The 26,803-nt window shown below is 70.0% G+C and carries 21 protein-coding genes; 5 read left to right on the top strand and 16 right to left on the bottom strand.

Going from position 1 to position 26,803, the window contains the following annotated elements:
* Positions 1–43 precede the first annotated feature (43 nt).
* The 6 genes from ACFVH0_RS38305 to ACFVH0_RS38280 all read right to left on the bottom strand — a co-directional run bounded on the left by ACFVH0_RS38305 (position 44) and on the right by ACFVH0_RS38280 (position 8,796).
* Positions 44–3,139, bottom strand: coding sequence for a ThuA domain-containing protein (locus ACFVH0_RS38305; protein WP_385828001.1), 3,096 nt, complete (start codon positions 3,137–3,139; stop codon positions 44–46).
* Between the two features lie 72 nt (positions 3,140–3,211).
* Positions 3,212–4,084, bottom strand: a complete 873-nt coding sequence (locus ACFVH0_RS38300) for a sugar phosphate isomerase/epimerase family protein (RefSeq protein WP_385827999.1) — start codon at positions 4,082–4,084, stop codon at positions 3,212–3,214.
* Positions 4,081–5,295: an ABC transporter substrate-binding protein gene (locus tag ACFVH0_RS38295; RefSeq protein WP_385827997.1), complete on the bottom strand. Its 1,215-nt coding sequence runs from the start codon at positions 5,293–5,295 to the stop codon at positions 4,081–4,083. The genes ACFVH0_RS38300 and ACFVH0_RS38295 overlap by 4 nt, the downstream gene beginning before the upstream one ends.
* Positions 5,292–6,299, bottom strand: a complete 1,008-nt coding sequence (locus ACFVH0_RS38290; protein WP_385827995.1) for an ABC transporter permease — start codon at positions 6,297–6,299, stop codon at positions 5,292–5,294. Before ACFVH0_RS38290 ends, ACFVH0_RS38295 begins: the two co-directional genes overlap by 4 nt.
* Positions 6,296–7,312: an ABC transporter permease gene (locus ACFVH0_RS38285; RefSeq protein WP_385827993.1), complete on the bottom strand. Its 1,017-nt coding sequence runs from the start codon at positions 7,310–7,312 to the stop codon at positions 6,296–6,298. The genes ACFVH0_RS38290 and ACFVH0_RS38285 overlap by 4 nt, the downstream gene beginning before the upstream one ends.
* A complete protein-coding gene (locus tag ACFVH0_RS38280; protein WP_385827991.1) occupies positions 7,309–8,796 on the bottom strand; it encodes a sugar ABC transporter ATP-binding protein in 1,488 nt (495 codons plus the stop codon). Before ACFVH0_RS38280 ends, ACFVH0_RS38285 begins: the two co-directional genes overlap by 4 nt.
* 165 nt (positions 8,797–8,961) lie before the next feature.
* On the opposite strand from ACFVH0_RS38280, the gene ACFVH0_RS38275 reads away from it, so the two are divergent.
* Positions 8,962–10,149, top strand: a complete 1,188-nt coding sequence (locus ACFVH0_RS38275; RefSeq protein WP_385827989.1) for an ROK family protein — start codon at positions 8,962–8,964, stop codon at positions 10,147–10,149.
* 56 nt (positions 10,150–10,205) lie between these two features.
* Here ACFVH0_RS38275 and ACFVH0_RS38270 read toward each other — a convergent pair whose 3' ends face one another.
* Together ACFVH0_RS38270 and ACFVH0_RS38265 are read right to left on the bottom strand one after the other, a co-directional pair.
* Positions 10,206–10,475: a hypothetical protein gene (locus ACFVH0_RS38270; protein WP_385827987.1), complete on the bottom strand. Its 270-nt coding sequence runs from the start codon at positions 10,473–10,475 to the stop codon at positions 10,206–10,208.
* Positions 10,476–10,544: 69 nt separating this feature from the next.
* Complete coding sequence (locus ACFVH0_RS38265; protein ID WP_385827985.1) at positions 10,545–11,876, bottom strand: N-acetylmuramoyl-L-alanine amidase; 1,332 nt, start codon at positions 11,874–11,876, stop codon at positions 10,545–10,547.
* A gap of 385 nt (positions 11,877–12,261) precedes the next feature.
* Between ACFVH0_RS38265 and ACFVH0_RS38260 the strand changes: the two genes are divergently transcribed.
* Positions 12,262–14,475 carry a germacradienol/geosmin synthase gene (locus ACFVH0_RS38260; protein WP_385827983.1) on the top strand — a complete coding sequence of 738 codons (2,214 nt, stop codon included), beginning with the start codon at positions 12,262–12,264 and terminating at the stop codon, positions 14,473–14,475.
* Here the strand turns inward: ACFVH0_RS38260 and ACFVH0_RS38255 are convergent.
* The 7 genes from ACFVH0_RS38255 to ACFVH0_RS38225 all read right to left on the bottom strand — a co-directional run bounded on the left by ACFVH0_RS38255 (position 14,451) and on the right by ACFVH0_RS38225 (position 22,139).
* A complete protein-coding gene (locus ACFVH0_RS38255; RefSeq protein ID WP_385827981.1) occupies positions 14,451–16,844 on the bottom strand; it encodes a glycoside hydrolase N-terminal domain-containing protein in 2,394 nt (797 codons plus the stop codon). The genes ACFVH0_RS38260 and ACFVH0_RS38255 overlap by 25 nt on opposite strands.
* Positions 16,845–16,993: 149 nt before the next feature.
* On the bottom strand, positions 16,994–17,494 hold the full coding sequence (locus ACFVH0_RS38250; RefSeq protein ID WP_018550733.1) for a hypothetical protein: 501 nt from the start codon (positions 17,492–17,494) through the stop codon (positions 16,994–16,996).
* A gap of 327 nt (positions 17,495–17,821) precedes the next feature.
* Entirely contained in the window at positions 17,822–18,064 is a 243-nt protein-coding gene (locus tag ACFVH0_RS38245; RefSeq protein ID WP_385827979.1) for a DUF397 domain-containing protein, read from the bottom strand.
* A gap of 102 nt (positions 18,065–18,166) precedes the next feature.
* Positions 18,167–19,333 (bottom strand): thiolase domain-containing protein, encoded by a 1,167-nt coding sequence (locus ACFVH0_RS38240; RefSeq protein ID WP_385827977.1) that lies wholly within the window; start codon positions 19,331–19,333, stop codon positions 18,167–18,169.
* Positions 19,323–20,378 (bottom strand): thiolase domain-containing protein, encoded by a 1,056-nt coding sequence (locus ACFVH0_RS38235; RefSeq protein ID WP_385827976.1) that lies wholly within the window; start codon positions 20,376–20,378, stop codon positions 19,323–19,325. The genes ACFVH0_RS38240 and ACFVH0_RS38235 overlap by 11 nt, the downstream gene beginning before the upstream one ends.
* The gene (locus tag ACFVH0_RS38230) at positions 20,379–21,323 is read right to left on the bottom strand and encodes a Zn-ribbon domain-containing OB-fold protein (RefSeq protein ID WP_385827974.1); all 945 of its coding nucleotides are present in this window, start codon (positions 21,321–21,323) and stop codon (positions 20,379–20,381) included.
* Between the two features lie 15 nt (positions 21,324–21,338).
* Positions 21,339–22,139: a crotonase/enoyl-CoA hydratase family protein gene (locus tag ACFVH0_RS38225; protein WP_385827972.1), complete on the bottom strand. Its 801-nt coding sequence runs from the start codon at positions 22,137–22,139 to the stop codon at positions 21,339–21,341.
* 167 nt (positions 22,140–22,306) lie between these two features.
* On the opposite strand from ACFVH0_RS38225, the gene ACFVH0_RS38220 reads away from it, so the two are divergent.
* The 3 genes from ACFVH0_RS38220 (at position 22,307) to ACFVH0_RS38210 (ending at position 26,249) form a co-directional block, all read left to right on the top strand.
* Positions 22,307–23,935, top strand: coding sequence for an acyl-CoA synthetase (locus ACFVH0_RS38220; RefSeq protein WP_385827970.1), 1,629 nt, complete (start codon positions 22,307–22,309; stop codon positions 23,933–23,935).
* 134 nt (positions 23,936–24,069) lie between these two features.
* Positions 24,070–25,137: a nitrous oxide reductase family maturation protein NosD gene (locus tag ACFVH0_RS38215; RefSeq protein WP_385827968.1), complete on the top strand. Its 1,068-nt coding sequence runs from the start codon at positions 24,070–24,072 to the stop codon at positions 25,135–25,137.
* 35 nt (positions 25,138–25,172) lie between these two features.
* The gene (locus ACFVH0_RS38210; protein ID WP_385827966.1) at positions 25,173–26,249 is read left to right on the top strand and encodes a methyltransferase; all 1,077 of its coding nucleotides are present in this window, start codon (positions 25,173–25,175) and stop codon (positions 26,247–26,249) included.
* Between the two features lie 71 nt (positions 26,250–26,320).
* Here the strand turns inward: ACFVH0_RS38210 and ACFVH0_RS38205 are convergent, their stop codons facing one another.
* On the bottom strand, positions 26,321–26,653 hold the full coding sequence (locus ACFVH0_RS38205; RefSeq protein WP_259928070.1) for a TcmI family type II polyketide cyclase: 333 nt from the start codon (positions 26,651–26,653) through the stop codon (positions 26,321–26,323).
* Between the last annotated feature and the right edge of the window lie 150 nt (positions 26,654–26,803).

Here is a 26,803-nt window from a genome sequence, read left to right as displayed (position 1 = left end):
GTCCGGTGCCGACACACCGGACCCGCAGCGCGCCGAGATGGGGTCAGGGGCTCTTGAATTCGACCGCGTCCACGTCGAACGAGTTGTCCTGCGGGGACGTGAAGACGAGGTACAGCTTGTGGGTTCCCTTCAGTTCCTGGACGGGTACGGGCGGGGTGGCCTGATAGTTGTCCCAGCCGCCCGTATTGGGCACCGGGGTGGTGGCGAGCAGCGGGCCGTCGGCGGAGTCCGCACGGAGTTCGACCGCGCCGACCCCGTTCGGTGAGGACAGCCGGTAGCTGACGGTGCCGATGCCTTCGACACTCATCGGATCGAAGGCGACCCAGTCGCCGTCGGAGACGTCCCCGATCCGCTTGCCGTTCTCGGCTCCTTCCTGGGCGACGATCCGGGTGCCGGACTGGGCGTCGTAGTACTCCGCCTGCTTGTGCTTCGGCTGGAGCACGGCGCGGCCGTAGCCGGTCAGGGCGGAGACGCCGTCGCCGCCCTTGTCGGTGTACTTGGCGTTGAGTACGTAGGTGAGGTCCGCTCCTTCGGGGTGGCCGCCCAGGTCACCGGTGTCCACGGTGCCCTCGCAGCCGGGGATGTCGGTGGTGGGGTGCTCGTGGTCGTCGTGGCCCAGGGCCGGGTTGACGGTGACCTTGGTGCAGTCGACCGGGCCGTCCTCGGGATCGGTGACCGTGACCTTGTACGGGATCTTGTCGCCGAACTCGATGAGCTTGCCGCTGACCGGGAATTCGATGGTCACCTTCGGTGCCGTGTTCCCGGCAGTGACGGGGATGTTGGCGTAGCCGGCCTTGCCGGTGGAGTCGGTGACCTTCAGCTGGGCGGCGAAGTCACCCTTGGCCGTGTAGGTGTGGCTGGGGGACGCCTCTGTGGAGTCGTAGGTGCCGTCGCCGTCGAAGTCCCAGGCGTAGCTGAGCGCGTCTCCGTCCGGATCGTTGCTGCCCTCGCTGGAGAAGTCGACCTTCAGCGGTACGGGGCCGTCCGTGGCGGAGGCGGCTGCCTTGGCCACCGGGGCGCGCTGCCCCTGGGCGTAGTCGATGCGGTAGAGCCCGGAGTCGTTGTTGCCGCCGCCGAACGCGCTGCCCCATTCGAGGACGTAGAGCGAGCCGTCGGGTCCGAACGTCATGTCCATCGGCTTGTTGAACTTCTGGCTGGAGAGGAAGTCATTGATCTTCAGGACCTTCTGGTCCTTGTCGAAGCGGACTTCCTTGACGAAGTTGCGCGACCACTCGTAGAAGAAGCTCGCGCCCTCGAAGTAGGCTGGGAACTTCGTGGTGGAGGGGTTCTTCCCGTCGTAGTGGTAGACGGGGCCGCTCATCGGGGCCGAGCCGCCGCTGCCGACCTCGGGGAATTGTTCGGAGGCGCCGTAGCCGTACCAGATCTCCGGCTGCTGGATGGGCGGGAGTTCGGTCAGTCCGGTGTTGTTGGGCGAGGGGTTGACCGGGTTGGCGCAGTCGAACTTGGCTCCGACCTCCTGGGTGTCGGGGTTGTACGGGGCGTAGGCCTGGTTGTTGCCGTGGCAGAACGGCCAGCCGAAGTTGCCGGCCTTCTTGATGACGTTGTACTCGACGAGGCCTTCGGGTCCTCGGTCGGTGGTGGGCAGTCCGCGGTCGGGGCCGTAGTCGGAGGCGTGGACGTAGCCCGTCTTGGGGTCGACGGTGAAGCGGAACGGGTTGCGGAAGCCCATCGCGTAGATCTCGGGGCGGGTCTTGGCCGTGCCGGGGGCGAAGAGGTTGCCCTTGGGGATGGTGTAGCCGCCGGAGTCCTTCGGCTTGATGCGCAGGATCTTGCCGCGCAGATCGTCGGTGTTGCCCGCAGTGCGGGCGGCGTCGAGCATCTGCTTGCCCTCGCGCCAGTCGAGCGGGGCGTATCCCTGCCAGTTCGGGTCGAGGTTGGGCGGGGTGTCGTCGCCGACGCCGAGGTAGAGCGTGCGGCCGGGGCCGAATTCGACAGCGCCCCCGGTGTGTCCGGGCTCGGGGAAGCTGCGGTCGCGGTAGGCGGGGACGTCGAGGAGCTTCTTCTCGCTCGCGGGGTCGAGGGTGTTGCCCTTGACCGTGAAACGGGAGAGCCGGTTGACGTCCTCGGTGGCGCCCGCGGGGGCGTAGTAGAGGTAGATCCAGTGGTTCTTCATGAAGTCGGGGTCGAGCTCCATGCCGACCAGGCCGTCCTCGCCGCCGGTGTAGACGTCGAGCTTTCCGGCGGTGGTCGTGGCGTGGGTCGCCGGGTCGTAGATGTTGATCTCGCCGCTGCGCTGGACGTAGAAGACCCGGCCGTCCTTGGCGACGTCGAGTTCCATCGGGTCGGCGGTGTTGTCGTCGAGAGCGACCTTCTCGTAGCCGCTCCAGACGGTGCCGCCGCAGTCGCCGGGCTTGTTGCCCGCGGCCCACCTGACGCCGCCCATGACATGGGTGCGGAAGGCGGCTTCGCTGTACGAGGCGGTGTCGTGGCCCATGGCGGTAGCCCAGACCCTGCCGCCCTCGGTGTTGCGGCACCAGGAGATCGGGTGGTCGGCGCCCATGGCGGAGCCGCCGGGGTTGTAGGTGGTCTCGTCTGCGGTGACCAGGACGTGGACGTCACCGCGGGGGTTCCGGTCGAAGTTGTACCACTCCTCGGGGCGTTCCCAGCGTTCGGGGAGTCCCGCGGTGGAGGGGTGGACGCGGTCGGCGACCTTGGCGGTGCCCTGGAGGACGCCGGGTGAGTGGGCGGGCATGTGGGCGCCGCCGTTGATGGCCTCGTCCCACCAGGGGAAGGTCTCCTCGATGCCCATGTCGAGGGTGTTGTGGAGGGCGACGACGCCGCCACCGCCGCGTACGTAGGACTGCATCGCCTCGCGCTGGGCGTCGGTGTCCCAGACCATGCCGGAGTTCTGCAGCATGACGATGACGTCGAAGTCCTTGAGCTTCGCCGGGTCGAAGACCGAGGGGTCGGCGGTCTCGACGAGTTCGAAGTCGCCCGCGGCCGCCTCCTCCTTGAACATCTGGATGCCGGCCGGGATGGAGGCGTGCACATAGCCGACGGCACGGGTGAAGAGCAGGGCGCGGAAGGCGGGGGCCTTGCCGGTGGTGGCTGCGGTCGCGGGCAGTGCGGTCAGCGCGAGGAGCAGTGCGCCCACCAGCGCGATGAACGTACGCTGCATGTCGCGGACATGACAGCGCAATCGGTGACGGCTCACGAGCGGGTCCTCTCTGCGGATTACGGACGAGCGGGGTCAGGGGGTGGTGCCGAGGGCGTGGCGCAGAAAGGCCAGGCCGTCGGTGGCGATGCTGTCCTGGGTGTCGGCGAGCGGGCGCCAGACCGAGGCGGCGACCGCGATGGCGTCGTTGTGTGCGGTGAACGACTCGATGCAGAGCGGGCCCCAGTAGCCGCATGCGGTGAGCGCGGCGAGGAAGCCGGGCCAGTCGAGGCTGTCGGCGCCGGGGGTGCCCCGGTCGTTCGCGCACACCTGTACGTGGACGATGCGGCCCGCCGCACGGTGCACGGCGTCGGGCAGCGAGCGTTCCTCGATGTTCTGGTGGTACACGTCGAGCGCGAGGCCGATGGTGCTCTCGGGGAGACCGGTCAGCGCTTCGAGGGTCTGGTCCACGGTGTTGAGCAGACTCGTCTCGTACCGGTTGAGGGGTTCCACGGCGAGCCGCACCCCCGCCGCGCGGGCGTGTGCGACGACCGGGGCGAGGTTCTCCCGTAACTCCTCGTACGCGGCGGCGCGTTCGGCGCGGTTCATCCGCCAGGTGCGGCCCACCGCCGCGTAGACGGGTCCGGCGACGGTGGGGGCGCCGAGGTCCCGGGCGGCGTCGATGCACCGGTACAGATAGTCCTGGGTGACCCGGACGGTCTGCGGGTCGGTGTGGACGAGGTTGCGGTCGGGCGGCATCACGGCGATCACCGCGGCGGGGGCGAGACCGGAGGCGTCGAGCAGCTTGGCGACGGATCCGGGCGCCCAGTCCCGTTCGTTCTCCAGCGGGATCTCGACGCAGTCGAAGCCCCATGCGGACAGCTTCGGCAGCACGTCACCGAGCGTTTCGTACGTCACCGGCGAGTGCCAGATCCACGGGTTGGCGCCGAGCGGGAGGGCGACGGTCACTTCTTGCCTCCCCACTTCTCGGGGAATCCGGGGAGGTTCTCGCAGCCGCACATCGCGTAGTGCAGTGGCGGCATGCCGGGCTTGTAGTACCGGTCGAGGGTTTCCTGCGTGACGGTGGGCTGCGGGAGCTTCCACTCCTTCGGGACCTGCTGTCCCTTGAGGATCCTCAGCGCGGCGATGACCGGCGTGCGCCACTGGAAGGTGGGGTAGGAGGGGGCGATCGCGGTGAGCTTCTTCTCCTTCCATGCCTGGAGGAAGTCCTGCTGGTCCTCGCCGGTGATGGGCGGGACGTCCCGGCCGGCGTCCTCGAAGGCTTCGACCGCGGCGACGGAGGTCGCCCCGGAGTCCATCCAGACGCCGTCGATGTCTCCGTTGCGGGTGAGGGCGTCGGTGACGATCGCCTTGGTCTTCGCCGGGTCGCCGTCGGTGAACTTCACGTCCACGACGTCGAGTCCGCTCCTGTCGAACGCGAGCTTCGCCGCCGACCAGCGGGTCTCCAGCACATCGACGCCGGGGGAGATCCGCAGGGCGAGGATCTTCCCCTCGGGCTTCACCTTCCCGACGAGGAAGTCGGCGGCGACCGCCCCGTAGCCGTAGCCGCCGATCGGGTTGATGAAGGTGACGGCGCAGTCGGTCTCGACGCCCCGGTCGAAGACGATCACGGGAACCTTCGCGCAGGCCTGCTCGACGGCGGGGGTGAGGGTGGCCGTGGTGTTCGGGGAGACGATCAGGGCGTCGCAGTCCTGGCCGGCCAGCTCCTGGATGTCGGAGATCTGTTTGTCGTCCTTGCCCTGCGCGTCGAGAACGGTGAACTCGGTGATCTCCTTGTGGAGCGCGGCCTCGGCCCGCATGTTCTTGAGGCCGACCTGGCGCCAGGGGTTGAAGACGCCGGCGTTGGAGAAGCAGAGCCGGATTCCGCCGGATCCCTTCTTCCGGTACCGGCCGGTGTCGATGAGTTCCGGGCGGAGCATCTGCTCCCACGGTCTTGCGGCGGGCCCCTGCGGGGTGACCTCGGCGAGGCCGAGCTGGCGGTCGTACTCTGCCCGGTCGAAGAACTTCGACTGCTTGCCGGTGCCCGGGGCGCCCGTGCCGCCGCTCGCCCCGGCGGCGGGCGCGTCGGGCGGGGCGTCGCTGGTGCAGCCGGCCAGCAGGGCCGCGCCGAGCAGTGCGGCGACCGGCGCGAGGACGTGTCCGAGCTTTCGCGTACTCATGAGGTTTTCGCTCCCGGGGATTCGGTGCCGCGGCGGCGCAGCCTGGACCAGTCGGCTGCGCCGAGGGCGACGGCGGCGATGACGATGACGCCTTGCACGGTCGATTCCAGTGCGCCGGAGACGCCCTGGAGGTTGAGCAGGGTGAACAGTGCCTGGAGCGAGAACGCCCCGGCCATCGCCGCGACGACGGAGCCCCGGCCGCCGCCCAGCATCACGCCGCCCAGGACGACGGCGGTGATCGCCTCGAACTCGTAGCCGCGGCCTGCCTGTGCCGAGACTCCGGAGAAGCCACCGACCAGTACGGCCGCGAGTGCGGCGGCGACGCCGGAGAGGACGAAGGCGATGGTCCGGGCGCGTGCGACGCGGACTCCGGCCAGTGCCGCGGCGCGTTCGCTGTCGCCGGTGGCGAGGAGCGTACGACCGAAGTCGGAACGCATCAGGCGTACGGCCAGCAGACCCGCGACGACGCAGGCCAGTACGGCCCACGGCAGCCAGCCGAACGCGGTGCCGCGCCCGAGCCTGCGGAACTCCGCGGGCAGCGCGCCGTGCGGTGAGCCGCCGGTCCAGAAGAAGACGGCGCCTTCGAGGATCAGCATCATGCCGAGCGTGGTGATGAACGAGGGCACCCGCAGCAGGGTGGTGATCAGTCCGCTGACGAGTCCGGCGAGGGCTCCGGCGAGCAGCAGAACCACGGTGACCAGCGCCCAGGGCGCGGCCGGGAACGAACCGTACAGTTCGGCGGCGACGACCACCCCGGCGGTGACGATCGCTCCGACGGAGAGGTCGAACTCGCCGCAGACGATGACCAGATACTGCCCGGCGGCCAGGATGACGAGGGGGGCGGCGCGCTTGACGAAGGCGAGGAAGCGGTCGGGTTCGTAGAAGCCCGGATCGGTGAGGGCGAGTGCGGCCAGGAGCACCGCGAGCAGGAGGTAGACGGGTGTGCCGGTGGTGAGGGCGCGCAGGACTCGGCGGCCTCCGGCGGGTGCCTGGGCGGTGGTCATGCGGTCCGCTCCTTCGGGATGCGGCGGCCTCGGGCGTAGAGGGCGACGGCGGCGATGATGACGACGCCCCGGACGACGTTCTTGAAGAACGGATCCACGGACAGCTGGTTGAAGACGCTGTCGAGCACGGCGAGGACAAGGACTCCGCCGAGGGTGCCCGCCACTCCCCCGCGTCCCCCGGCGAGCGCGGTGCCGCCCAGGACGACGGCGGCGATGGACTCCAGGTCGTAGCGGGCCTCCGTGCCCGCCCAGGGGGCTCCGGCGCCGAGCCGCGCGGCGAGGAAGAGGGCCGCGGCGCCGACGCACAGCGAGCACAGGAGGTGCGCGGCGACGACGGTGCGCCGGGTGCGGACGCCGGAGAGCCGGGCGGCGTGCTCGTCGCCGCCGGTCGCGTACATGTGGTGGCCGAGCCGGGTGCGGCGGGTGATCAGCCAGAGTGCGGCGGCGACCGCGAGGAGGAGGAAGAGCGAGACGGGGACCGGTCCGATCCGGTCGTAGCCGAGGTGCTGGAAGGAGGCGGGGACCTTGCCCGCGGGGCCGGTGTAGTTGTCCTCGATCCAGCCGCGCAGGATGAAGGCTGTGCCGAGGGTGGCGATGAAGGCGTTGACCTTGAGGCCGGTGACGATCAGCCCGTTGGCCAGGCCGACGGCGGCGCTGAGGGCGAGGACGGCGATGACCGCGACGAGCACGCTGCCGCTCTGCATCGTCTCCGCGGCGACGAGGGTGCCGAGGCTGATGAGGTAGGCGACGGAGAGGTCGAGCGATCCGGTGAGGATGACGACGGACTGGCCGACGGCCACGAGGCCCAGGGCGACGCAGTTCTGAAGGATCGTCACCACGTTGGTCACGGTCAGGAAGTCCCCGCCGCGCGCCGCGACGACGATCCAGCCGAGCACGGTGACGGCGAGCGCGGCGAGCCAGACCCCGGCCACGGGGCCGGTGAGGCTTGGGCGGGCGGTGCGTGGCGTGGTGGTGGGGGTCCGGGTGCCGAGGTCGGGCCGCAGTGCGGTCATGCTGCTCCCTCCGTTGCGCGGCCGCCGCCGGTGGCGACGCGCATGACGGCCTCTTCCGTGGCTCCGGCGGGCAGTTCACCGGCGAGCCGGCCTTCGGACATGACGAGGATCCGGTCGCTCATGCCGATCAGCTCGGGCAGTTCGGAGGAGATGATCAGTACGGCGAGGCCCTCGCGGGCCAGTTCCCGTACGAGGGTGTGGATGGCCGCCTTGGCTCCGACGTCGACGCCGCGGGTCGGTTCGTCGAAGAGGAGTACCCGGGGGCGGGCGGCGAGCCATTTGGCGATGACGACCTTCTGCTGGTTGCCACCGGAGAGGTACTGGACCTGCTGGTCCTCGCCGTGGGCATGGAGGCGTACGCGTTCCAGCAGCGCGGTCACCTCGTGGCGTGCGGCCGGTCTGCCGCGCGCCGGGACGGCACGGGTCACGAGCAGCGCGTTGTCGGCCACGGACTGGTGGAGCGCGAGGCCCTCCCCCTTGCGGTCCTCGGTGACCAGGGCGATCCCGGCCCGGACGGCTTCCCGGGGGTTCGCCGGGCGCAGCGGCTCCCCGCCGACGGTCATGGTGCCCGTGGTGAAGGGGGCGGCACCGAAGAGCGCGCGGGCGAGGGAGGTGCGGCCGGAGCCCTGGAGACCGGCGACGCCGACGACCTCTCCGGCCCGCAGGGTCAGATCGATGCCGGAGATCCTGGAGTTGCCGCCGCCACGCACCGTGAGCCGCTCCTCGCCGGGCTCTCCCGGGCCGGCCCGGGGCGGGTAGTAGGCGCCGAGCTCCCGTCCGACCATGGCGCGTACCACCGTGTCGGCGTCGGTTTCGCGGCTGTCGAGGGTGGTGACGTGGCGGCCGTCCTTGAGGACGGTGATGCGTCGCGAGAGCTCGAAGACCTCGCGGAGGCGGTGCGAGATGTACAGGATGCCGATTCCGCGGGCGGTCAGGCGGCGTACGAGGGAGCCGAGTTGCTCGACCTCGTGGTCGGCGAGTGCGGCGGTGGGTTCGTCCATCACCAGGATGCGGACGTCCGACGCGAGGGCCTTGACGATTTCCACGGTCTGCCTGCGTGCGACCGACAGCTCGTGGACGGGGGTGCGCGGGGTGATGCCGGTCTCGTCGAGTTCGGCGAGGAGTTCGGCGGTGCGCCGCTCCATGGCGCGCCGGTCGACCAGTCCGAACCTGGTCGGTTCGCGGCCGAGGAAGACGTTCTCGGCGACCGTGCGGTGCGTCAGCAGCGCGAACTCCTGGTGGATGATGCCGACCCCGGCGGCCTGGGCCTCGGCCGGGTGGCCGAAGGAGCGGGTGGTGCCGTCGATGGTGATGGTCCCCGCGTCGGATAAGTGCTCCCCCGCGAGGATCTTCATCAGGGTGGACTTTCCCGCGCCGTTCTCACCCACCAGGGCATGCACTTCTCCCGCTTCGAGGTCGAGCCCCACCCCATCGAGCACGCGCACCCCGAGGAAGCTCTTGGACACACCCTGCATCGTCAGCATCGAACTGCTCCTCGCTCAGTGGTCTGCAGAGCAGAGTCGTGACAGACATTGGGAGTGTCAAGGGCTCAAGCATCTTTGTTTCGGGGTGACTTGGCATGTACTTATGTCGATGACCGAACAACTGATGCCTTGTGAGCAGCGAAAGTCGTCCCTAGGGTGACTGCCATGTCTTCGCCGTCGGATCGCAATTCCGCTGCCGCGTCGCACTCGCCGGGCGAGGTGCTCGCGCTGATCGGCTCGGGGGCGGTGGCGACCCGTGCCGACATCGCCCGGGTCACCAAGATGGCCCGCTCGACGGTCTCGCAGCGGGTGGACGCGCTGATCGCGCACGGCCTCGTGGACGAGGACGCCGACGGCGGTTCCACCGGTGGCCGGCCGCCACGACGGCTGGCGCTGCGCACCCGTGAGCACGCGGTGGCCGGGGTGGATCTGGGGGCCTCGCACTGCCGGGTGGCGCTGATGGACATCGGCGGGACCATGCTCGCTTCGCACGAGGAACCGCTGGCGATCGGGGACGGCCCGGATTCCGTGCTGCGGCATGTGGAGCGCACCGTGCGTGCCCTGCTGGAGGAGACCCGCCGGGAGCCGGGGACGCTGCGGTCCATCGGCGTCGGGGTGCCGGGTCCGGTGGAGTTCTCCACCGGCCGTCCGGTCGATCCGCCGATCATGCCGGGCTGGCACCAGTATCCGATCCCGGAGTTCTTCGCTGCCCGGTTCGGGGTGCGGGCGCTGGTCGACAACGATGTGAACGTGATGGCGCTGGGTGAGCAGCGGCGCGCGTTCCCGGACTGCCGCTATCTGCTGTACATCAAGGTCGGTACGGGGATCGGCTGCGGGATCGTCGCCGACGGCAGGCTGCACCGGGGGGCGCAGGGGTGTGCCGGCGACATCGGACATATCCGGGTCGGGGATCTCGACGATCCCTGCCGGTGCGGCAATTCGGGCTGCCTGGAGGCCGTCGCGGGCGGCGCTTCACTGGCGGCGAAGCTGGTGGCGCTGGGGCTGGACGCGACGTCGGGCAGCGATGTCGTTCGCCTGGTGCGGTCCGGGAACCGGGATGCCGTGCGGATGGTCCGGGAGGCCGGGCGGGCGGTCGGCGAGGTGCTCGCCGGTCTGGTGAACTTCTTCAATCCGGACACGGTGGTGATGGGCGGCGCGCTGGCCGCCGTTCACGACCAGTTGCTCGCGGGGGTCCGGGAGGCGGTGTACCGGCGCTCGCATCCGCTGGCCACCCAGCTGCTGCGGATCGAGCCGAGCCGTACTGGGGAGAACGCGGCGGCGGTGGGGGCGGGGATCCTCGCCATCGAGCACGCACTGTCTCCCGCGCAGGTGAACCGGCTGGTCGCGGGGTGAGCCCGAGTGCCCCTCCGGGCACGGATGAGGTACGAGGAGGGGCACTGGTCAGGCGGTCACGCCGGAGTCATCAGGTCCCACCGCGCCTCGAACAGCACACATCGGTACTGCGCCCAGCTCCCGTCGGCGACGCCCGCGTCCCCGGCCGCGACGCACTCCTGCTGGGTGTCGAACGAGCCGGAGACGTCCCAGCCCTGCGCCCCGGTCTCGGACGCGGCGGCGGCCGAGGCCGTCGCGACGGTGATGACGGCTCCTGTGCCGGTGAGTGCCAGCGCCATGGCGACGCCCGCGGCCGCGGTGGCGGCGCTCCTGGTCAGCTTGTGCATGAAGGCTCCTTCTCGGCGGTACGGATTCCCGGCGCTCCGTCGTCACTGCGGCGGAGCGCCGGCGTGATCTCAGCGGGTGCGCACGATGTCCACGTCGGACGCCTTCACGAAGGCGATCCGGTGGCCGATCTGCACCGTCACGTACTTCTCCTTGCCGGCGAAGTACGCGTGGTCGTACGGGTACGAGGAGTCGATCGTGGGTGCGTAGAAGAAGCCCGTGGGCGCCTCGCCGCCGCCGGGGTAGGACTGGCCGGCCTTGATCGTGTACTGGAGCGGCGAGCCCACCCGCTTGTCCGTGAAGTCGGCGGGGTACTCGGACTGCTCCGGGTACGCGACCCCGTAGACCGGTACGTCCGTGCGGCCGGCCTTCGGCCTGACGACATGGCCGGCGGTGGGCGTGGTGTTCCGGCTGCGGGCCGGTGTCTCGAACCAGGCCTTCTGGCCGTACCACCAGATCGCCGTCCAGCCTGGCGCGTGGTCGGCGACCACGGCCTGCTGGGTGGCGCTGATCTTGCTGCCCCAGTCGGCGGCGCAGTTGGTGCCGGGCGAGCCGTCGGTGTGCAGGCCGGGGTCGGAGAAGAGGGGCGCGTCGGCGGACGGCGCGGTGTGCAGCGGGAGGGCACTGGAGCCCTGGACCGGCAGGTCGACGCCCTTCTCGCAGTCGCGGAACGCCTGCTGGTTCCGCTTGAAGTCCGGGCTGACGGTGATGAGTTCGCTGCTCCTGGGGGCGCTCGGCACGGTGGGCTTGCCGAGCAGCGCCATGAAGCGGTTCCAGTCCCAGTACGTGCCCGGATCCCAGTGCATGTTCTTGGTGCCGGACGCGCTGGTGGGCGGCACTCCGTCGTGGCCGATGATGTGCTGGCGGTCCAGCGGTATGTCGTACTTGGCCGCGAGGTAGCGCACCAGCCTGGCGGTCGAGCGGTACATCTCGGGGGTGTACCACTTGGCGCCGTCGACGGCGACGCCCTCCTGCTCGATGCCGATGGAGTGGCTGTTGAGGTACCAGTTGCCGGCCTGCCAGGCGACGTCCTTGCCCTTGACCATCTGGGTGACGTGCCCGTCGCCCGAGCGGACCACATAGTGGGCCGAGGTCTGCTTCAGTGGGTTCTTGAAGATCTTCAGGGTGGTGTCGAAGTCTTCCTCGGTGTCGTGCAGGACGATGAATCTGACCTTGTTGGTGTGCGGCCGGTCCGCGGTGTCGTAATTCCCGTACGTCTCCTTGTCGGCCGGGTCACCCGTCTGCTGGTAGGCCGCCGGTACCCAGTCGCATGCGAGGCTGCGCGGGCATTCCGGTCGCACCCCGTCCGCACCGGCCTGCGCCACGGGGCTGAGCAGCGTCATGCTCAGTGCGCCGACACCTGTCAGCGCGAGTGCGAGTCCGGTCCTCTGCTTGGACGTCATGACAACCCTTCTTGGAGCCGTGCGTGATGGAGCCGTGCGTGTTCCGATCCCACTGATCCGCTGTGCGCGCACACTCTCCGACCTGAGATGACAGCACGTCAAGGGATCCGTGGAGGTCGTGGATCGAGCCAGTGGACCAGACCACTGGCGGGGTGTCTGACCTGCGCAGGAAAGATTCAACCGATCGTTGCCGAATGCCTGTTGTCCGCATCCCGAACACCGTCCGGAGGCCCGCCCGGGTGCACCCGGGCAACACCAACATCCATACCTTTTATGTGACTAATCACGGATGTGCGTGCCCCGAACGGCCGAAGGGTAGTGCTCGCGCCGACACCATTACGTCCGCGCGATGTCCGCGCGGCGATCCAGGAAAGGCCGTACGCACATGGCTCAGCCCTTCACACTGCCGGACTTCTACGTTCCGTATCCGGCGCGGCTCAACGTCCATGTCGAGGAGGCCCGGATACACACCAAGAAGTGGGCGCGCAGCATGGGGATGGTGGAGGGGTCGGGCATCTGGGAGGAGAAGGACATCGACTCCCACGACTACGCGCTGCTGTGCGCGTACACCCATCCCGACTGCTCGGCCGAGGCGCTCTCGCTGGTCACCGACTGGTACGTGTGGGTCTTCTTCTTCGACGACCACTTCCTGGAGCTGTTCAAGCGCAACCCCGACCGCGAGGGCGCCAAGCACTATCTGGACCGGTTGCCGGCCTTCATGCCGATGGACCGCGGGGCGCCGATGCCGGAGCCGACCAATCCGGTCGAGGCGGGGCTGGCCGATCTGTGGACGCGTACGGTGCCGAGCATGTCCGACGCCTGGCGGGCCAGGTTCGCCGAGGCGACGGAGAACCTGCTCAACGAGTCGCTGTGGGAGCTGTCCAACATCAACGAGGGGCGCATCGCGAACCCCGTCGAGTACATCGAGATGCGCCGCAAGGTGGGCGGCGCCCCGTGGTCGGCGGGGCTCGTGGAGTACGCGGCGGACGCGGAGGTCCCCGAGGCGGTGGCCGGCGAGCGGGCGCTGCGGGTGCTGCGGGACGCCTTCTCCGACGGCGTGCATCTGCGCAACGACCTCTTCTCGTACCAGCGGGAGGTGGAGGACGAGGGTGAGAACAGCAATGGTGTGCTCGTCCTGGAGCGCTTCCTGGGCTGTTCCACTCAGGAGGCCGCCGAAGCGGTGAACGATCTGCTGACGTCCCGTCTCCAGCAGTTCGAGAACACCGCGCTCACCGAACTCGGGCCGCTCTGCGCGGAGAAGGGACTCGACCCGGCGCAGACCGCTGCGGTGCTCGCGTACGTCAAGGGCTTGCAGGACTGGCAGTCCGGCGGCCATGAGTGGCACATGCGCTCCAGCCGCTACATGAACGAAGGCGCGGTCGAGGCGGCCACCACCGGCTTCGGGATGGCCGCGGCGTCGATCCGGTTCACCTCACGTTCGGAGACCGCCCGGCTGCGCAGCCACACCCATCTGCCCTACCAGCGCGTCGGCCCGTCGCTGCTGCCCGACTTCGAGCTGCCCTTCGGCACGACGCTCAGTCCGCATCTGGACGGGGCGCGGGTCCGCATCGTCGACTGGGCCCGCCGGTCGGGCATTCTGGAGGCGCAGCCGGGGGTGCCCGGTTCGCACATCTGGGACCAGGAGCGGCTGATCGCGACCGATCTCCCGCTGTGCGCGGCGGGGCTGCACCCGGATGCGACTCCGGAGGAGCTGGACCTGTCCTCGCAGTGGCTGACCTGGGGGACGTACGGCGACGACTGGTTCCCGGTGGTGCACGGGCGGGCCCGCGATCTGGCCGGGGCCAAACTGGCCAATGAGCGGCTGTCGCTGTTCATGCCCCTGGACGGGTCCGCAACGCCCGAGCCGGTCAACGCCCTGGAGCGGGGGCTCGGTGATCTCTGGGCGCGCACCTCGGCGCCGATGGACGCAAGCGGACGCCGGGCGTTCCGGAAGGCGGTCGAGGACATGACCGCCAGCTGGGTGTGGGAGCTCGCGAACCAGGTGCAGAACCGTATCCCTGACCCGGTGGACTACGTAGAGATGCGGCGCATGACGTTCGGCTCCGACCTCACGATGAGCCTGTGCAGGCTGGGTCACGGCAAAAAGGTTCCGCCGGAGATCTACCACAGCGGGCCGCTGCGCTCCCTGGAAAACGCGGCGGCGGACTACGCGTGTCTGCTCAACGACCTCTTCTCGTACCAGAAGGAGATCGAGTTCGAGGGTGAGGTGCACAACGGCGTCCTGGTCGTGCAGAACTTCTTCGGGGTGGACTATCCGACCGGGGTGGCGATCGTGTACGACCTGATGAAGTCGCGGCTGCGGCAGTTCCTGCACATCGCCGAGCAGGAACTCCCGGTGCTCTACGACGATTTCGGACTGGAAGCGGAGGCACGGGAGGTGCTGGCGGGGTACGTGCAGGAGCTGAAGCACTGGCTCGCGGGCATCCTGATCTGGCACCGGGACTGCCGGCGCTACCGCGAGCAGGATCTGCGGCGCGGCACCGGTACCCCGTGGCACATCAGCGGTCCCACGGGGCTCGGCGTCTCGGCGGCGCGGGTGACCGCGCTGTTCGCTCAGCCCTCGGCGATCAGGGTGTAGCGGCTGCCCGCACGTGCCTTGAAGACCTTCTCGCCGCTCGCGAACAGCGTGCTGCGGACGGTCACTTCACAGGTCCGGCTCGCCGTGATCACCACACGGCGGGCCTGCCCGGCGGCCCATTCGATGTCGACGGTGAACCCTCCCCTGGCGCGCAGTCCGCGCACCGATCCGTCCGGCCAGCCCGACGGGAGGGCGGGGAGGATGTCGACGGTGTCGTGCTGGCTCTGCAACAGCATTTCGGCGATGCCCGAGGTGGCACCGAAGTTGCCGTCGATCTGGAAGGGCGGGTGGGTGTCCCAGAGGTTGGGCAGGGTGGAGCTCTTCAGCTGTTCGGCGAGCACCCGGTGGGCGTGGTCGCCGTCGCACAGCCGCGCCCAGAAGTTGATCTTCCAGGCCTTCGACCAGCCGGTGCCGCCGTCGCCGCGCGCCCCGAGGGAGACCTCGGCCGCCCGTGCCCATGCGCTGCCGGGTTCGATCTGGCGGCCGGGGTGCAGGGCGAAGAGATGCGAGACATGGCGGTGGGTGTCGGCCGGGTCGTCCCGGTCGGTCTTCCACTCCTGGAGCTGGCCCCACGACCCGATCCGCAGTCCGGGGTCGAGCCGGTCCAGGGCCGTCTCCAGCCGGCCGCGGAAGGCCGGTGAGTCACCGAGAGTGCGGGCGGCCTCCAGGGTGTTGGTGAGGAGGTCGTGCACGATCTGCTGGGACATCGCGGCACCGGCGGTGAAGTCGCCGTGCTCGGGGGAGTAGCTGGGGGTGACGACGAGCAGTCCGTCGCGCGGGTCGGTGCGCAGATTGGCCAGCCAGAATTCGGCCGCCTCCTTCATCGCCGGGTAGGCGGTGGAGCGCAGGTAGTCGGTGGAGCCGCTGAACCGGTAGTGCTCGTACATCTGCTGGGTGAGCCAGGCGGCTGCCTCCGGGAACCAGAAGGCGGTGGACCAGTCGTGGACGCCGGTGAAGCCGTACGGGTTGGTCTCGTTGTGCACCACCCAGCCGGCGGTCCCGAACATCTCCTTCGCCGTCCTGCGGCCGGGGGCACGCATCGCCTCGATGTAGCGGTCGTACGGAGCGGTGGTCTCGGCGAGGTTGGTGACCTCGGCGAGCCAGTAGTTCATCTGCAGATTGATGTTGCTGTGGTAGTCGGCCGACCAGGGCGGGGTGGTCGAGTTGTTCCACACCCCCTGGAGATTGGCGGGCAGCGACCCGGCCCGCGAGGAGGCGATCAGCAGATAGCGGCCGTACTGGAAGAACAGCGCTTCCAGGGCCCGGTCGGCGGGGCTCGTTCCGCCCGTGTAGCCGGCGAGCAATCGGTCGGTGGGCAGGTCGGGCAGTTCCTGGCCGATGTCGAGGGCGACCCGGTCGAAGAGGGCTCGGTGGTCGCGGACGTGGGTGTCACGGACCTTCTCGTACGAGGTCCGGGCGGCCAGGTCCACAGCGGCGGTGACCGCGGCGTGCGGGTCGGTGCCGCGGTAGGCGGGATAGCTGTCGGCGTAGTCGGTGCCCGCGGCGAGGAAGAACCAGGCGCTGTCGGCGCCGGTGACGGTGAGGGTGCCGTCCGCGCCCGCGGTGACGGTGCCGCCGCTGGTCCGGACGCGGATCTGGGCCTCGAAGCGCAGACCGTTGTCCTTCAGCGCGCCGCGTACGGTGAGCCGGTCCCGGTCGGCGGTGACGGTGCAGTCGTCGCGGGGCGACGTGTGGCGCAGAGTGAAGGACACCTGTCCCGGACGGTCGGCGGCGAGGCGCCCCGCGATCACCCTGCCGGGATGGGAGACGAAGAACTCCCTTGTGTGGACGACCTGTTGGTGGGTGTAGGTCACGGCGGCAAGAGCGTTGCGCAGGTCGAGCGTGCGGCGGTAGGAGGCGTCGGGGGCGGCCGGGGCGTTCGGCAGATCCAGTCTCAGGTCGCCGAAGACCTGGTAGGCGCCGTAGCCGCGCCGCGCCTGCCCGAGTTCGGCGGCGACGGCGTCCGGGCCGAGCGCGCCCTCGCTGTCGAGACGCTGCTGCACTCCGGCGAGGGCGCCGGGTCTGGGAGCGGTCCAGTTCCCGAAGTCGTAGCCCTGGGCGGAGCCGGGGCCGCCGGTCCACAGGGTCTTCTCGTTGAAGGTGAGCTGCTCGGAGGCGAGCGTTCCGAACACGCTCGCGCCGAGGGCGCCGCCGCCGATGGGCAGCGACTCGCGCTCCCAGTCCGCGGCGGGCGCGTCGTACCGGAGCGTTGGTTCCGCCTGTTTCTTCGAGCCGACGGTTGCCGACGATTCATCGGAGGTGCCGGCAGCAGCAGCCGTGCCGGAAAGGGCCGGGACTCCCAGTGCCAGCGCACCGGTTGCCCCTATCGCTGTCTTCACGGTGGTACGTCGCGTGATCCCGGATGTCATGTGGCCGACGGTAAAGGTCCGACGACTGGCCCGACAAGGAGCATGACAAAGCGGCCTCTTGGACGGAGGCCGCGAGCACTTGGACGGATCTCGGGATACGCGCCCCGCAGCCGCCCGGTATGTGCGGACGGCCTGCGGGAGGGGCGGATTCAGCCCTGCTGGAACAGCTCGGCGGGCAGGGGCTTGAGCAGCGTGTACAGATCGTCGGTGATCGGCCGGTCCCAGCTGGCGATGGTGACGAGCACGCCGTCGCTGCGGTCGAACTGGACGCAGGAGATCCGGCTCTCGGAGAGCTTGACGCGGCGCACGATCAGCAGGTTGTCGCCCTGCATCACGGGCATGTCCTCCGTGCCGGTGACCTCGACCGGCTCGTCGTTCTCCAGCGCGAGCAGCAGCTGGGCGACCTCGAACGGGACCTGACCCTCCTCGGTCTCGCGGGCGGGCGAGCCCTCCGGAAGGTTGCCGATGATCATCGCGGGGCCGCGGCCGCCGAACAGGTCGTAGCGCAGGAAGACGCCCTGACAGCTGCCGTCGGGCGCGGGCAGCAGACCGGCGCCGAGGTTTCCGGGCCAGTCCCCCGGGTCCATGGCCAGGACGTCGAAGTCGGGGCCCGCGGGTGTGGCGGCGCTACGGCGGCGGAGGAAGGACATGCAGACATGTTACGTGTCCGGGCTCACCTTGCGGAGCCGGGTCCGCGCAGGCCGGGGCGCCGACGGGTGCGCGGCCCCGCCGTACACGACCGACAGGTGGCCGCTTCGGTGGACGGCCCGACGCCCGCCGGCCCGGCACTGCCGGTCGCGGTCGTGAGGACCCGGCGTCCGGGATACGGCTCCGGTCACCGTCCACCCAGCAGGGTTCGGGTCACTCCCGGCCCCCGCACCGCCCACGGTGTGCGATGCCCGGCGGCGGTGCTCCGCACCGCCGTGCCGCCGATCGGGTGGTCATGGGCGGCCACCGGACGACGGCACGGCGCGCCCTCAGGTGAGGTCGAACTCGCCGTCCCGGGCGTTCACCACGAAGGCGCGCCATTCTGCCGGGGTGAAGATGAGCGACGGGCTGCCGGGTTTTCCGGCGTTGCGCATCGCGATGAATCCCTCGACGAAGGCGATCTGGACGTCCCCCGCGCCCTGACTGCCCGACCTCCACTGCGCGTTGCTGAGATCGAGATCCGGCTTGTCCCAGCCCGCGAAGGGCTGCTGGGTCGTGGTGCGCTCCGCCACGTCGGCTCCTCCCAGTTGTCGTCCCGTGCCAAAGAGTAGTCACCCCCGGCGGTCCCGGACAGGGCGCGAAGGGGGCGTCCGGCGGCCCGGGACCGACCGGTGTCAGCTGCTGGGCGGTTCCGCTCCGACCAGCCACATGGAGAAGAACTGCGCCCCGCCCCCGTACGCGTGGCCGAGCGCCTTCCGGGCCCCCGTGACCTGGTGTTCGCCCGCCCGTCCCCGTACCTGCAACGCGGCTTCGGCGAAGCGGATCATGCCGGAGGCGCCGATGGGATTGGTGGAGAGCACCCCGCCCGACGGATTCACCGGCAGATCGCCGTCGAGTTCGGTGACGCCGGACTCGGTGAGCTTCCAGCCCTCCCCCTCGTCGGCGAAGCCCAGGTTCTCCAGCCACATCGGCTCGTACCAGGAAAAGGGCACATACATCTCGACGGCGTCGATCTCCCGTCGCGGGTCGCTGATGCCCGCCTGCCGGTACACATCGGCGGCGCAGTCCCGGCCCGCCCGCGGTGAGACGAAGTCCTTCCCCGCGAAGAGCGTCGGCTCGCTGCGCATCGCACCGCCGTGCACCCAGGCCGGCGGATGCGGCGAACGGCCCGCTCCGGCCCGGTCGGTGAGGATCATCGCGCAGGCCCCGTCGGAGGAAGGGCAGGTCTCCGAGTAGCGGATCGGATCCCAGAGCATCGGTGCCGACCGGACCTTCTCCAGGGTGATGTCCGGGTCGTGGATGTGCGCGTACGGATTCTTCAGCGCGTTGCGGCGGTCCTTGTACGCGACGAGGGAACCGACCGTGTCGGGGGCGCCGGTGCGGCGCATGTACGCCCGCACATGCGGGGCGAAGAACCCGCCCGCCCCGGCCAGCAGCGGCTGCTGGAACGGGATGGGCAGCGAGAGCCCCCACATGGCATTGGACTCGGACTGCTTCTCGAAGGCGAGCGTGAGGACGGTGCGGTGCACCCGCGCGGAGACCAGGTTGGCGGCGACGAGTGCGGTGGAGCCGCCGACGGAGCCCGCGGTGTGCACCCGGAGCATCGGCTTGCCGACCGCGCCGAGGGCGTCGGCGAGATACAGCTCCGGCATCATCAGGCCCTCGAAGAAGTCGGGTGCCTTGCCGATGACGACGGCGTCGATGTCCGCCCAGGTCAGTGCCGCGTCCTCCAGCGCGCGGACGGCGGCCTCGCGGACGAGTCCGGCGATGGACACGTCCCGGCGTGCGGCTACGTGCTTCGTCTGGCCGATGCCGACGACGGCCACGGGCTCACTGGACATGAGCGCTCTCCCCTTCGAGGACGGCGACCAGGTTCTGCTGCAGGCAGGGCCCGGAGGTGGCGTGGGCGAGCGCCCGGTCGGACTCGCCGCGGTGGATGCGGGCAGCGGCCTCGCCGAGGCGGATCAGCCCGGCGGCCATGACGGGGTTGGCGGCGAGCGCACCGCCGGAGGGATTGACGTCGACGCTGTCGTCGAGCCGGAGCGCCTTGCGCAGCACCACCTCCTGGGAGGTGAACGGGGCGTGCAGCTCGGCGGTGTCCACGGGCCGTTCGAAGACTCCGGCTCGGGTCGCGGCAAGCCGGGTGGACGGTGATTCGGTCAGTTCCCGCACCCCGAGCGAATGCGCCTCGATGCGGTGGTCGATGCCGCGGATCCAGGCGGGGCGGGGGCACAGGGCCCGTGCGGTATCACCGGCGGCGAGGATCACGGCTGCCGCACCGTCGCCGACCGGCGGGCAGTCGCCGGTGCGCAGCGGCTGCACGACGTATTCGCCGGCCGGGACCGGTCCCCCGAGCTGGGCGTGCGGGTTGTCCGCCGCGGCGGCGCGGCTGCGGTGGGCGATCGCGGCGAGGGCGGCCTCGTCCGTGTCGCCCGCGTCGATCAGCGCCCGGGCCTGGAGGGCGGCGAGGGCGACGGAGTCCGGCCAGAGCGGGCCGACGTAGTAAGGGTCGAGCTGGCGGGTGAGGACGTCGCGCACCTCGCCGGGCGAGGTCTTTCCGTAGGAGTAGACGAGCGCGGTGTCCGCCTGCCCCGTCTGGATCTTCACCCAGGCCTCGTACAGCGCCCAGGCACCGTCCATCTCCACATGGGACTCGGAGATCGGCGGGTACGCGCCGACGCCGTCGAGTGCCATGGTGAAGGAGAAGGCGCGGCCCGCGAGGTAGTCGCTGGAGCCGGAGCAGGTGAAGCCGATGTCGCTCGCCTTGAGCCCGGTCGCGTCGAGGACCTGGTGGAGGACGGGCATCAGCATCTCGACTTCGGAGAGCTCGTCGGTGTGGCGCACGTGGTCGGTCTGCGCGAAGGCGACGATCGCCGTGTCTCGCATCTACAGCAGCTCCTTGTACGCGTCGTAGTCGGCGTCCGGCTCGCCGGTCGGCCGGTAGTGATCGGGGTGCCGCCCGCCCTCGGTCCAGACGGGTTCGACACGCAGTCCCATGCGGACCTGGTCGTACGGGATGCCGCCGATGCGGGCGTGCAGTGCGAGGTCCGCGCCGTCGAGTGCGATGTGCGCGTAGACGTAGGGGACTTCGATGTCGAGATTCTTCGCCTTGATGTTGACGATGCAGAACGTGGTGACGGTGCCGCGCGGGCCGACCTCGACCTGTTCGGTGGTGGCGACCCCGCAGGTGGGGCAGGCGCCGCGGGGCGGGACGTACACCTTGTGGCAGGACGGGCAGCGCTCGCCGACGATCCGCTGCTCGCAGAGCGCGCCGAGGTACGCGCTCTGGGCGCGGCCGGGAGTGTAGCGGTAGTCGAGCCGGGCGGGGGTGACGATGCCGGTGACGGGGTCGGTGAACTCTCCGTCGTGCGGGGCGGATTGCCCGGTGTCACCGCCGTCGTACGGCTCGAAGCAGGCGATGTCGGTGATCGCGCCGGTGCGCTCGGCGGCCCAGCGGATCCGCACCCGCATGCCGGTGCGCACGGCGTCGGGGCCGGGGGCGTCGAGGGCGTGCAGCAGTGCGGTGTCGGCGCCGTCGAGCCGGACCAGGACCCAGGCGAAGGGGGTGTCGAGGGGCTGGGCGGGGCGGGGTGCGGGGTTCCAGGCCCAGGTGGTGACGGTGCCGGTGGTGGCGACCTCGGTCAGTTCACGGAGCTCCTCGGCGGTGACGGGGTCGTACTCGACGGGCGGGACCAGGACCTTTCCGTCGGCGGCGTGGACCCCCAGGACGGTGCGTTCGCGCAGTCCGGTGAGGAAGGCGCTCTGTACGGGGCCCAGGGAACGGGTGAAGGGGAATTCGACCACCAGCGGTGCGCTGAGGGCTTCGGGCACGGTTGCCTCCTGGGCTCAGGTGCGCCGGTAGACGGGCGGGCGCTTCTCGGCGAAGGCGCGGGCGCCTTCCTTGGCGTCTTCGGTTGCGAACACCGGCCAGCCGCGCTTCAGTTCGGCGGCCAGCCCCTCGGTCTCGGTCATCTCCGCGGTCTCGTACACGGAGGCCTTGACGGCTTCGACGGCGAGCGGTCCGCAGGCGTTGATCCGCTCGGCGACGGCGAGGGCCTCCTCCAGTGCGGTTCCGTCCGGGACGACCCGGCCGATCAGTCCGATGCCGGCCGCTTCCTCGGCGCTGTACGGGCGTCCGGTGAGGAGCATTTCGAGTGCGTGCGTCCGGGCGATCTGGCGCGGCAGCCGGACTGTGGACCCGCCGATGGGGAAGAGGCCGCGCTGCACCTCGAAGAGCCCGAAGGTGGCGCCCGCCCCGGCGATCCGGATGTCGGTGCCCTGGAGGATCTCGGTGCCGCCCGCGACGCAGTGGCCCTCCACGGCGGCGATGACCGGTTTGCGGGGGCGGTGGTGGCGCAGCATCGCCTTCCAGTGGAGATCGGGATCGGCGGTCATCCGGTCCCGGTACTGCTCGCCCTCCATTCCCTTGCCCGCCAGGGCCTTGAGGTCCATGCCGGCGCAGAAGCAGCCGCCCGCGCCGGTGAGGATCACCGAGCGGATCGTGTCGTCCTCGTCCGCCGCCACCCAGCCGTCGTACAGCCCGACCAGCATCGGCAGCGACAGGGCGTTCTTCGCCTCCGGCCTGTTCAGGGTGAGCACCAGCGTGGCGCCCTCGCGCCGCACGACGAGGTGTTCCGTACCACCCATTGTCCGCCTCCCGTCTAAAGACCTAGAACAGGTTGCAGTAGGTGGTGGCGCAGTTCAATAGTTTTCTGACAGCTAGTCAGATTTCCATGACGGCACCCCTTCACAGTTGCGCCTCCCGGCGCTCTAATGACCGCCGAGCCAGTCAGCTTCCGGGGTCAGGAGGAACGGTGGAGTACAACCTTGCCGACCTGTTCGAGTCGGTCGTCGACGCGGTCCCGGAACGCGAGGCGCTCGTCTACCTCGACCATCCCGGCACGGGGGCGGAGCGCCGGCTGACGTACGCGGAGCTGGACGCGGCGGCCAACCGCCTGGCCCACCACCTGATCGAGGCGGGCCTCACCCCGGGCGAGCATCTGGGGCTGCACCTCTACAACGGGGTGGAGTACCTCCAGACGGTGCTGGCCTGCCTGAAGGCACGCATCGTCCCGGTCAATGTGAACTACCGTTATGTGGAAGAGGAGTTGATCTACCTCTACCGCGACGCGGATCTCGCCGCACTGGTCTTCGACGCCGAGTTCGACGAGCGGGTCGCCGCCGCCGCGCCGAAGGCCCCGGGCCTGCGTCATCTCGTACGCGTGGGGGTTCCGGAGGCCGGGGGAGGCGGTCCGGACGCCGTCGCCTTCACGGATGCGGAGGCGGCCGGCAGCCCGGAGCGCGGCTTCCCGCCGCGGTCGGCCGACGACCAGTTCATCATCTACACCGGCGGCACCACCGGAATGCCCAAGGGTGTGATGTGGCGCCAGGAGGACCTCTTCTTCTCCGGGCTCGGCGGAGGCGCGCCGACCGGCGAGCCGGTGAAGTCACCGCAGGAGCTGGCCGAGCGGGTCGCCGCGGGCGGTGACGGGATCACCTTCTTCCCCACTCCCCCGCTGATGCACGGCACCTCGACGCTCACCGCCTTCATCGGCTTCAACTTCGGGCAGCGGGTCGTGGTCCACCGCAAGTTCGTACCGCACGAGGTGCTCCGTACGATCGAGAAGGAGAAGGTCACCAGCGTGTCGCTGGTGGGCGACGCGATGCTGCGGCCGCTGATCGACGCACTGAAGGGCCCGCTGAAGGGCACCGACTGCTCGTCGATGTTCTCGGTCTCCAGTTCGGGCGCGATCATGTCGGACTCGGTGCGCGCGGAGTTCCAGGAACTGGTGCCGACGGTGATGCTGCTGAACAACTTCGGCTCCTCGGAGTCCGGTTTCAACGGCACGGCGACGGCCGACTCGGGCCCGGAGAACGGATTCCGGCTCCAGGTCAACTCCCGTACGGCGGTGGTCGATCCGGCGACATACGAGCCGGTTGCTCCGGGTGAGCCCGGGCGGATCGCCCAGCGCGGGCACGTACCGCTCGGGTACTACAACGACCCGCAGAAGACCTCGGAGACCTTCTTCAGCCGGGGCGAGGAGCGATGGGTCCTGCTCGGTGACATGGCGACGGTCGACGAGGACGGAATCGTCACGGTCCTAGGACGAGGCTCGCAGTGCATCAACACCGGGGGCGAGAAGGTGTACCCGGAGGAGGTCGAACAGGCGCTGAAGGCCCATCCGGACGTGTACGACGTGCTGGTCGCCGCGGTGCCGGACGACCGGTGGGGCAACCGTGTCGCGGCGGTGGTGCAGCTGCGCGAGGGGGCGGACGAGCCCTCGCTCGACGATCTCCAGGCCCACTGCCGGACCCGGCTGGCGGGCTACAAGATCCCCCGCAGGCTGGTGATCACCCGCCGGATCCAGCGCTCACCGAGCGGCAAGGCCGACTACCGGTGGGCCCGCTCGGTCGTCGCACCCCGGCACGAACCCGGGGAGTGAGAGCCGGGAACACCGCACGGCCGGACCCCGTCCGGCCACGGGCGGCGGAGCCCGAGTAAGCCATTCGGGCACGCTCCGAACCCATCCGCTCACCCTATGTGGCAACCGGGGGAGATCGCCCATAGCTTCGGCTCATGAGGAAACGAAACATCAAGATCCTTGTCCCCGTCGCGGTCCTCTCGGCCGCGGGATGCGGAATGTCCGTCCCCTCCGCCTCGGCCACGGACTCGCACGTGGTCCGTGCGGGCGAATCGATCCAGAAGGCGGTGGACGCCGCCCAGCCGGGTGACACCGTCGTCGTGCTGCCCGGCACGTACCGGGAGAGCGTCCAGGTCACCAAGCCCGGTCTGACCCTGCGCGGCTCCGGCAGCCGGACCGTGATCCGGCCGGCCGAGCCGGGCCCGCGGGCCGTCGACGCCTGCGCGAAGGCCGGCAACGGCATCTGCGTCCAGGGCCGGTCCGGCCGGACCGTGGACGGCGTCCGCGTCGAGTCGCTGACCGTCTCCGGGTTCAAGAAGAACGGCGTCTGGGCCTCCTGGACCGACCGGCTGACAGTCCACCGGGTGGCCTCCGAGCACAACGGCGTCTGGGGCATCGCCCAGGAGCACTCCACCCGCGGTGCGTTCATCGGCAACACCGCCCGTGCCAACGGCGACGCGGGCATCTTCGTCGCGAACACCGTCGACGAGGAAGGCGGAGCCACCGACACCCGCGGCACCGAACTCCGGGACAACACACTGACCGACAACCGGATCGGATTCACCGCCAGGCGAGTACGGAACATGTCGGTCCACGACAACAGCTTCACCGCCAACTGCACCGGTGTGTTCGTCGTGGGCGACGAAGGAAAGCCGCAGGCCGGCGCCATGACGATCGAGTCCAACGAGATCACCGGCAACAACAAGTTCTGCTCCAAGACCGAACGGCTGTCGGCCCTCCAGGGCTCCGGCATCGTGCTCACCGGCGCCGCGGACACCAAGGTGCGCTCGAACACGATCCGCGACAACTCCGGCACCACTCCGATGTCCGGCGGTGTCGTCCTGTTCAAGAGCTTCGTGGGTACGAAGAACACCGGCAACACCATCAGCGGCAATGTCGTGCTCGGCAACAAGCCGGCCGACCTCGCCAATGGGGACACCGGCAAGGGCAACACCTTCACCGACAACGTCTGCGCCAAGTCCGCACCGACCGGCATGTGCTGAGCGGTGCACCCCCGCACGAGGAGAAGCGAAACAGCATGACCACTGTGAGCCCCACCCCCACTCCCTCCCCCGTACACGCCGCCCTCCCACACCCCGTCACTCCCCCGCAGCCGGCCATGCAACTGCGTGAGCTGGTCTTCGGCGCGGCCCGGGCAGCCGCCGTGCGCGCCGCCGCCCGTCTGGGCGTCGCCGACGCGCTGGGCGAGACGCCCGCCACCGCGCAGGAGCTCGCGGCGCTGGTGAAGGCCGAGCCCGCGCCGCTGCGGCGGCTGCTGCGCGCCCTGTCCTGCTACGGGATCTTCACCGAGACCTCGGACGGGGAGTTCGCCCACACGGAGATGTCGCGCCTGCTGCGCGAGGACGACCCCAACAGCCTGCGCTACATCTCGCTGTGGTGCACCGAACCCTGGACCTGGGACGTCTGGCCGCGCCTGGACGACGCCGTACGCACCGGCAAGAGCGTCTTCGCGGACGTTCACGGCAAGGGGTTCTTCGACTACCTCCACCAGGACGCCCACGAGTCCGCGCAGGTGTTCAACCGCGCGATGACCACCTCCAGCATGCAGTCCGCGCTGGACGTCGCCGAACTCCTCGACCTCACCGGGGTGTCCGCGGTCGCCGACATCGGCGGCGGCCAGGGGCACGTGCTGGCGAGCCTGCTGGAGAAGCACCCGTCGCTGCACGGCACGCTGATGGACCTGCCGGGCGTGGTGGCCCGCGCCGACGCGCGTCTGCGGGACGAGGGCGCGCTCGTCGAGCGGACCCGGATCGTCGCCGGCGACTGCCGAGAGGCCATCCCCGTCAAGGCCGATCTCTACATCATCAAGAACATCCTGGAGTGGGACGACGACAGCACCCGCCGGACGCTGCGCAACATCGTCGCGGCGGCCCGCCCGGGTGCCAGGGTCGTCGTCATCGAGAACCTCGTCGACGACACCCCCTCGATGCGGTTCACCACCGCGATGGACCTGCTGCTGCTCCTGAACGTGGGCGGCGCCAAGCACACCAGGGAGAGCCTGGTGACCCGGATCTCGGACGCCGGGCTGCTGATCGGCGACATCGTCGCGGTCAACCCCTACCTGCACGCCTTCGAGTGCGTGGTCCCCGACTGACCGTCCCTCCCCCGGGCACGCGAATCGCCCCGGGTCCGGCCGAAGGGCCGGACCCGGGGCGATCGTCCGTCTCAGGCGGGGGTGCCGCGCTCCCACCGGTAGAACTCGTGGGCCATGGCGTCCTTGGGACTCCGCCAGGTCTGCGGGTCGTACGCGCTGACGTAGGCGGTGAGCTTGTCGCTGATGTCCTTGAACTCGGGGTGCTGGGTCACCTTCGCGATCTCGGGGCCCGGCGGCTGCTCCGACTCGATCAGATGCAGATACACATCGCCGAACTGGAAGAGCTTGCGTCTGGTCACGCCGACGAGGTGGGGCAGTTCGCCGCTGTCGGAGGCCGCGAACAGTTCGGCGATGTCCGGCGCCGAACCCGGTGCCATCCGGGCGACGATCAGAGCGTGGTGCATCGGGAGATGCCTTTCTGGTTCCCGGCCCGGGGCCCCGCCCCGGGGGGGGGGGGGCGGGCGGGGGCGGGGGGGGGGGGCGGGGGTGGGTAATATAAAAAAAAAACAAAAAAACAAACAAAAATGCAACAAAAATGGCGTGGTGAGGTTTTA

This window comes from Streptomyces sp. NPDC127117, assembly GCF_042677325.1.
Classification (GTDB): domain Bacteria; phylum Actinomycetota; class Actinomycetes; order Streptomycetales; family Streptomycetaceae; genus Streptomyces.
Note: the sequence above shows the minus strand (reverse complement) of the source record. Positions and strands in the feature narration are given on the sequence as shown.

What these genes read in the sequence shown, in the direction of transcription:
- ACFVH0_RS38275 (WP_385827989.1), top strand. Translation starts at nt 8,962, where the DNA reads ATGTCTTCGCCGTCGGATCGCAATTCCGCTGCCGCGTCGCACTCGCCG.
- ACFVH0_RS38205 (WP_259928070.1), bottom strand. Translation starts at nt 26,653, where the DNA reads ATGCACCACGCTCTGATCGTCGCCCGGATGGCACCGGGTTCGGCGCCG.
- ACFVH0_RS38260 (WP_385827983.1), top strand. Translation starts at nt 12,262, where the DNA reads ATGGCTCAGCCCTTCACACTGCCGGACTTCTACGTTCCGTATCCGGCG.
- ACFVH0_RS38285 (WP_385827993.1), bottom strand. Translation starts at nt 7,312, where the DNA reads ATGACCGCACTGCGGCCCGACCTCGGCACCCGGACCCCCACCACCACG.
- ACFVH0_RS38240 (WP_385827977.1), bottom strand. Translation starts at nt 19,333, where the DNA reads ATGTCCAGTGAGCCCGTGGCCGTCGTCGGCATCGGCCAGACGAAGCAC.
- ACFVH0_RS38225 (WP_385827972.1), bottom strand. Translation starts at nt 22,139, where the DNA reads ATGGGTGGTACGGAACACCTCGTCGTGCGGCGCGAGGGCGCCACGCTG.
- ACFVH0_RS38265 (WP_385827985.1), bottom strand. Translation starts at nt 11,876, where the DNA reads ATGACGTCCAAGCAGAGGACCGGACTCGCACTCGCGCTGACAGGTGTC.
- ACFVH0_RS38305 (WP_385828001.1), bottom strand. Translation starts at nt 3,139, where the DNA reads ATGCAGCGTACGTTCATCGCGCTGGTGGGCGCACTGCTCCTCGCGCTG.
- ACFVH0_RS38255 (WP_385827981.1), bottom strand. Translation starts at nt 16,844, where the DNA reads ATGACATCCGGGATCACGCGACGTACCACCGTGAAGACAGCGATAGGG.
- ACFVH0_RS38280 (WP_385827991.1), bottom strand. Translation starts at nt 8,796, where the DNA reads ATGCTGACGATGCAGGGTGTGTCCAAGAGCTTCCTCGGGGTGCGCGTG.
- ACFVH0_RS38295 (WP_385827997.1), bottom strand. Translation starts at nt 5,295, where the DNA reads ATGAGTACGCGAAAGCTCGGACACGTCCTCGCGCCGGTCGCCGCACTG.
- ACFVH0_RS38290 (WP_385827995.1), bottom strand. Translation starts at nt 6,299, where the DNA reads ATGACCACCGCCCAGGCACCCGCCGGAGGCCGCCGAGTCCTGCGCGCC.
- ACFVH0_RS38250 (WP_018550733.1), bottom strand. Translation starts at nt 17,494, where the DNA reads ATGTCCTTCCTCCGCCGCCGTAGCGCCGCCACACCCGCGGGCCCCGAC.
- ACFVH0_RS38210 (WP_385827966.1), top strand. Translation starts at nt 25,173, where the DNA reads ATGACCACTGTGAGCCCCACCCCCACTCCCTCCCCCGTACACGCCGCC.
- ACFVH0_RS38215 (WP_385827968.1), top strand. Translation starts at nt 24,070, where the DNA reads ATGAGGAAACGAAACATCAAGATCCTTGTCCCCGTCGCGGTCCTCTCG.
- ACFVH0_RS38270 (WP_385827987.1), bottom strand. Translation starts at nt 10,475, where the DNA reads ATGCACAAGCTGACCAGGAGCGCCGCCACCGCGGCCGCGGGCGTCGCC.
- ACFVH0_RS38235 (WP_385827976.1), bottom strand. Translation starts at nt 20,378, where the DNA reads ATGCGAGACACGGCGATCGTCGCCTTCGCGCAGACCGACCACGTGCGC.